The following is a 4,950-nucleotide window of genomic DNA, read 5'->3' as shown; positions in this document are numbered from 1 at the left end:
CACCTCACCCGCCGGCCCCATCACACCTGCCGGATGGTTTTTGTTGCGCCAGTCAGACAGACGATAAACCTCGGTCTTATAAAGATCCTTGATCGGGTTGAAGCCGCCATTCATATCCCCATAAAGGGTGGCGTAGCCGACAGACATTTCTGACTTGTTGCCGGTGGTCACAACCATGGAGCCGAATTTGTTGGATACCGCCATGAGGATAACACCGCGAGAACGGGACTGGAGGTTTTCCTCGGTGATACCGCTCTCAGTGCCTGCAAATACGCCAGCCAGCGTCTGCTGGAAGCCCTCGACAGGCTCTGCGATTGGAATGGTATCGTACTTCACCCCAAGTGCATCCGCGCAGGCCTTGGCGTCCTTGATGCTTTCCTCGGAGGTGTAGCGGTATGGTAGCATGATGCAGTGAACACGATCAGCGCCCAGAGCATCAACGGCCATGGCCGCACAGATCGCACTATCAATACCGCCGGACAGGCCAAGTACAACGCCCGGGAAGCCGTTCTTATTCACGTAGTCTTTGAGGCCAAGGACACACGCAAGCCAGTCTGCTTCCTGTGTATCTGGCATTGGAACGATGCGAGTTGGTTTTGCGAACCACAGACCTTCTGCATCTTTATTGAAGTCGAGGTAATCTGTTTCCTCGGTGAATTGACCGAGTTGCATCACCAATGAGCGATCATGATTGAGGGCGAAGGATGCGCCATCAAACACGAGCTCATCCTGACCGCCAACCTGATTGCAATACACGAGCGGAAGGCCCGTTTCGACAACACGAGAGAGCATGATCTGCATGCGCTCATCTATTTTATCGCGGTAGTAAGGAGACCCATTTGGAACCAGCAGGATTTCAGCGCCTGTCTCTTCCAGACATTCGCACACCTCATCGGACCATGTGTCTTCACAAATCGGAACGCCAAGGCGCACACCACGGAAACTCATCGGACCCGGATTGGGCCCAGCATCGAAGACACGCTTTTCATCGAAAACGCCATAGTTTGGCAGGTCGACCTTGTAACGCAGGCCCTCAATGTTGCCGTTGTCGAGCAGTGCGACGGCGTTGTAGAGCTTTTCCTCTTCGGCCCATGGCAGGCCAACGAGCAGTGCGGGACCACCATCAGCCGTTTCTTTGGCCAAGCCTTCCAGTTCACGCTTACAGGCAGCTACGAAGGCTGGCTTCAAGACCAGATCCTCTGGCGGATAGCCAGCCAGAAACAGTTCAGAATACAAAACCAGATCAGCGCCTTGTTCGGCGGCCAGCTTTCGGTGATGACGCACTTTCTCAGCATTACCGGAGATATCACCAAGGCAAGGGTTGGCCTGTACGACGGCCAAACGGAACTGGTCTTTAATCATCATATAAACTTCAAAGGCTTTAGTGGATGGAAGGGGTGGCCCTGTTTGCTTCGAGCTTTAATAGCTTTGGTTCTCGTGTACCGCGTTTTTGTAGCAGAGAAAAGTCGATCCATCACATAGTTGACGGTTGAGGAAAGGATTCACAGGGTGAAAATCAATCTGACGACTTCTTCTTCACCTGCCCAGAATCTTTCGCCTTTGCCATGAGGTCCAGATGCTGTTGCAACCTTGTACCCATTGGCATCTGTGCCATGTCCCTGGCCTGAATAGGCTCATCCCCCTGCATCACGATGGCCTTCAGGCGATCATACAGAATTGCGGGCGCAATTGGTTTGGCAAGGAAGTAATTTACGCCAGCATTGCGCGCCGCCACAACAACGGAACGGCGGGAAACAGCCGTAATGACGATTACCGGGGTCTTGGCAATTTCAGAATCTTCGTCCTGCCTGAGAATACGGAGGAAGTCATTGCCATCAATCGGGTGCATGATCCAGTCGCACAGCACAATATCGGGCCTGCGATCGAGCAGAATTGCGATCGCGTCGGCCCCGTCGCCTGCTTCGTAGATGGAACGCACGCCAAAGCCGGAGATCATAGTGCGCAAGATGGAACGCATGTAGTTGTTGTCATCCACAATAAGGATTGAATAGCCAGACAACAAAGAATCGCTCTGAAGCAACAAACTCTCCCTGAGGGCGAAAAAACCTAGAAAAACATCGGGCAGCGAAAGGCAGGAGGCACATAGTTCCAATTTTCTATGTGCTTCGCATATAAATATTTATCAAAAAAAGAGGGGCTGCACAATGTGCAACCCCTGATCATCATATGAATACTCTAGATAGAGTTAAGTGTTCACTGCAAGGCGCGTATCAGATTCTTTTCTGAGGTTCTCTGCGATTTTGAACGCCAGCTCCAGAGCCTGATCCGCGTTGAGGCGAGGATCGCAATGGGTGTGGTAACGATCACCGAGTTGTTCTGCGGACAGTGCGCGTGCACCACCGGTACATTCGGTCACATTACGGCCAGTCATCTCGACGTGAACACCACCTGCATGAGTGCCTTCAGCGCGGTGAACCGCGAAGAATGCTTCTACTTCACGCAGAATACGCTCGAACGGACGCGTTTTGTATCCGTTTGCAGTGATGGTATTGCCGTGCATCGGGTCACAAGACCAAACAACTTTCTTACCCTCACGCTCAACAGCGCGTACCATAGCTGGAAGATGTTCGAACACCTTGTCCTGGCCGAAACGGGTGATCAGTGTCAGACGACCAGCTTCGTTTTCAGGGTTCAGAACGTCGATCAGCTTGATCAGCTCTTCAGGATCAAGAGATGGACCACATTTGAGGCCAATCGGGTTCTTGATGCCACGGAAGAATTCAACATGTGCATGATCCAACTGACGCGTACGATCACCGATCCAGAGCATATGGCCGGATGTTGCGTAACATTCGCCAGTGGTGGAATCGATGCGTGTCAGCGCTTCTTCGTAGCCCAGAAGCAATGCTTCGTGACTGGTGAAGAAATCGGTGGAACGCAGCTGAGGTGTATTGTCGGGATCAACACCGCAAGCACGCATGAAGGAGACGGCGTCGGAAATACGATCTGCCATTTCCTGATAGCGGTGTGCCTGTGGGCTGTCTTTTACGAAGCCGAGCATCCACTGATGGACGTGATCCAGATTGGCAAAACCACCTTGCGCGAACGCACGGATCAAGTTCAACGTCGCAGCAGACTGACGGTAGGCTTTCACCTGCCGCTCAGGGTCTGGAATACGAGAGTCTTCGTTGAACTCGATACCGTTGATGATGTCACCACGGTAGCTAGGCAGTTCAATATCGCCCTTCTTCTCAATATTGGAAGAACGCGGTTTTGCAAACTGACCAGCAATACGGCCCACTTTTACAACTGGCTGCTGCGCACCATAGGTGAGCGCCACGGCCATTTGCAGGAATGCTCTAAAAAAGTCGCGAATGTGATCAGCGTGATGCTCTGCAAAGCTCTCCGCACAATCACCACCTTGCAAGAGGAATCCACGCCCCTCGGCAACATCAGCGAGCTGCGCTTTCAACTTGCGCGCCTCACCTGCAAACACGAGCGGCGGATAAGTTGCTAGGCGACTTTCAACGTCTGCCACTGCTTCCTTATCTGGATAGTCCGGTACCTGCACGATCGGTTTTGATCGCCAGGAATCCGGTGTCCATTTGTCCGCCATTTTAAAACTCCATCAATACGGAATGCTGCCAGCGCGCCCTATGCGCCTCTCTTTGGCAGCGTTAATTCTTTGAGCTGTTCTCATCATGAGACAAAAGCCCAGAAAGGCTTATACACGCAGCCCGTTTATCTGACTAGGGGGACGTATACGTTGTTTTATCGCTGTAGGTTGAGGATACCTCAAAAAAATCAGGCCCTATGAGAATCCATCAAACCAATCTGCTTTAGAGCTACTATGTTCTAATAAATTAGATCTTGATAGATAATTATTTCAAAGCACCCTTCAAGATCGCAGATGAACACTTGTGTAAAGATACATGAAGCGTTCACACTCGCGAACCATGAACCTAATTTCAGCGATTTAAATATTGAGCATTCACAGATTTCAGCAGATCGTCAATCGTGCCCGCAAGTTCTTTGGACAGAACAATAGCACGCGGATAAAACGGCTCTGCGCGATCATTTAGAATTGGTACACGATCCCAGCCGTCCGTGGTTTCCATGAAGTGCAATAAACCTTCACGACCCCACAGGCGATGGAATCCAGCCATGACGCAGTCAACATAGCTTTGCAGGATTGGGTGCTCGTCATTGCCCCAGTGCGCGTACTGATCCTGCACCTGATAAAGGAACGTGTCTGATGGCATCTGCCTGCCACAATCGGGCACGAAACTATCATCACTGAGGGATTTGCGGTTATAATGCCATTCACGTTTATCCAGCGCAGGCAGGTTTGCTTTTGTATCAAGCACCATCGCACCACGAATGACAGAGCCCTCTTCACGACGGACACCCAATGCGCAGACACCAACGCCTGACATGCGGCCATTGCCTTTTTTGCCTTTGGAGCAGCCACGCCATTCCCGCTTCCAGCCACTCAGCTGTCCAGCAACCACAGTCGTGCCTGCGGGCAATGTTTCTTCATTTACGAGTGAGCCATAACCAAAATAGCAAATCTGGTCCTGTGTGAGGTCAGTCACGAGTATTCCTATCAAAACGAGAAAGATGCCCTGCTCCAGATGCAGGACAAAAAAGAACCGCTGGCAAAGGCCAGCGGTTCTTTGGAAGTCAACTAAAGTTTAATTCTTGCGGATACGCTCAGATGGTTCGCGCATTGTCACCAATTCTTCTGCAGCAGTCGGATGCACCGCAATGGTACGGTCGTAGTCCGACTTGGTGGCGCCCATGGACAGGGTCACGCCGATGATCTGGATAAGTTCGCCAGAGTCTGGACCCATGATGTGAATGCCGAGGATTTTGTCGGTATCCGCATCCACCAGCATCTTAAGGAACATCTTGCCAGGTTTGCCAGAAAGGGTGTTCTTCATCGGACGGAAGGATGAGGAATAGATATCGATGTTGTCGAAGCGCGCC

Annotated in this window: 4 protein-coding genes and 1 pseudogene; all 5 read right to left on the bottom strand. The window is 51.5% G+C overall.

Translation table 11 applies throughout. The features are described from left to right. Nucleotides 1–1,362, bottom strand: a 1,362-nt coding sequence (locus PPL9_RS29520; protein WP_082597183.1) for an NAD+ synthase, incomplete at its 3' end; no start/stop codon positions are given. Nucleotides 1,363–1,516: 154 nt separating this feature from the next. Beyond that, on the bottom strand, nucleotides 1,517–2,041 hold the full coding sequence (locus PPL9_RS29515; protein ID WP_208989719.1) for a response regulator: 525 nt from the start codon (nucleotides 2,039–2,041) through the stop codon (nucleotides 1,517–1,519). A gap of 165 nt (nucleotides 2,042–2,206) precedes the next feature. After that, nucleotides 2,207–3,577, bottom strand: coding sequence for a 3-deoxy-7-phosphoheptulonate synthase class II (locus PPL9_RS29510; protein WP_057466053.1), 1,371 nt, complete (start codon nucleotides 3,575–3,577; stop codon nucleotides 2,207–2,209). Nucleotides 3,578–3,929: 352 nt separating this feature from the next. Continuing rightward, on the bottom strand, nucleotides 3,930–4,556 hold the full coding sequence (locus PPL9_RS29505; RefSeq protein ID WP_057466052.1) for a gamma-glutamylcyclotransferase family protein: 627 nt from the start codon (nucleotides 4,554–4,556) through the stop codon (nucleotides 3,930–3,932). A 99-nt stretch (nucleotides 4,557–4,655) separates the two neighbouring features. Then, nucleotides 4,656–4,950 (bottom strand): annotated as a pseudogene (locus PPL9_RS34575) (glutathione-disulfide reductase); the annotation flags it as partial.

Source organism: Pseudovibrio sp. POLY-S9, assembly GCF_001431305.1.
Lineage (GTDB): Bacteria > Pseudomonadota > Alphaproteobacteria > Rhizobiales > Stappiaceae > Pseudovibrio.
The sequence above is the reverse complement of the archived record's forward strand: the minus strand, read 5'-3'. Positions and strand labels throughout refer to the sequence as shown.

What these genes read in the sequence shown, in the direction of transcription:
- PPL9_RS29510 (WP_057466053.1), bottom strand. Translation starts at nt 3,577, where the DNA reads ATGGCGGACAAATGGACACCGGATTCCTGGCGATCAAAACCGATCGTG.